The sequence below is a fragment of the Halostella sp. PRR32 genome (assembly GCF_034808085.1).
Classification (GTDB): Archaea; Halobacteriota; Halobacteria; order Halobacteriales; family Natronoarchaeaceae; genus Halostella; species Halostella pelagica.
Genome location: NZ_JAXHGL010000042.1, coordinates 1 through 342, shown reverse-complemented (window position 1 = coordinate 342; position 342 = coordinate 1). Strand labels below are relative to the sequence as shown.

Here is a 342-nt window from a genome sequence, read left to right as displayed (position 1 = left end):
CTCGCCGCGGACAAGGACGCTCTGGTGCACTTCCTCGGCGAGCTGCCGGCGGGCACGAAGCTCGTGCAGGTGACGGGCGCGGAGCAGCCCGAGCCGCTGTCGCGCGTCGCGAAACGCCACGGTGTGCCCTACGGGAAGGACCCGATGCAGGAGGCCGAGGCCGCCGCGCGGCTGGCGGCGGGGAACGTCGGCGTGGAGGTGTCGGCGTTCACCGACGAGACGACCGTGAAGGTCGCTCGCGGTCGCTCCACGGGGAAGGGCGGCTGGTCGGAGGACCGGTTCACGCGCCGCATCCACGGGAGCGTGAAGACGCGCGCTCGCGAGGTCGGGAGCGAGCTCGAC

General features: G+C 73.4%; 1 pseudogene. It reads left to right on the top strand.

Features of this window, described 5'->3' with window-relative positions:
* Positions 1-342, top strand: a pseudogene (locus SM753_RS20320) (DUF460 domain-containing protein); the annotation flags it as partial.